General features: G+C 40.7%; 1 pseudogene. It reads left to right on the forward strand.

Features of this window, described 5'->3' with window-relative positions:
- Positions 1 to 55: 55 nt before the first annotated feature.
- Positions 56 to 258, forward strand: a pseudogene (locus tag R0J92_RS24305) (cell division protein FtsH); the annotation flags it as partial.

A 258-nucleotide genomic window follows, 5' to 3' on the forward strand; every position in this document is an offset into this window, starting at 1 on the left:
CGATGACATTCAAAAAGCTACGGATTTAGCTGAGCGAGCGATTACCCTTTACGGAATGAGTAAAGAACTTGGACCAGTTGCCTATGAAAGAATAAAAGGACAATTTTTAGACGATTATATGAACCCTCGTCGCCCAGTGAGTCCTAAAGTTGCAGAACTGATTGATAATCAACTGCAAGAGCTAATTAATGGCGCACTTCACGTGGCAAAAGGCATTTTAGAGTACAATCGAGAATTACTAGAAGAAACGGCTCAGAT

The organism is Tritonibacter sp. SIMBA_163, from assembly GCF_046535935.1.
In the GTDB taxonomy this organism is placed as follows: Bacteria; Pseudomonadota; Alphaproteobacteria; order Rhodobacterales; family Rhodobacteraceae; genus Epibacterium; species Epibacterium scottomollicae.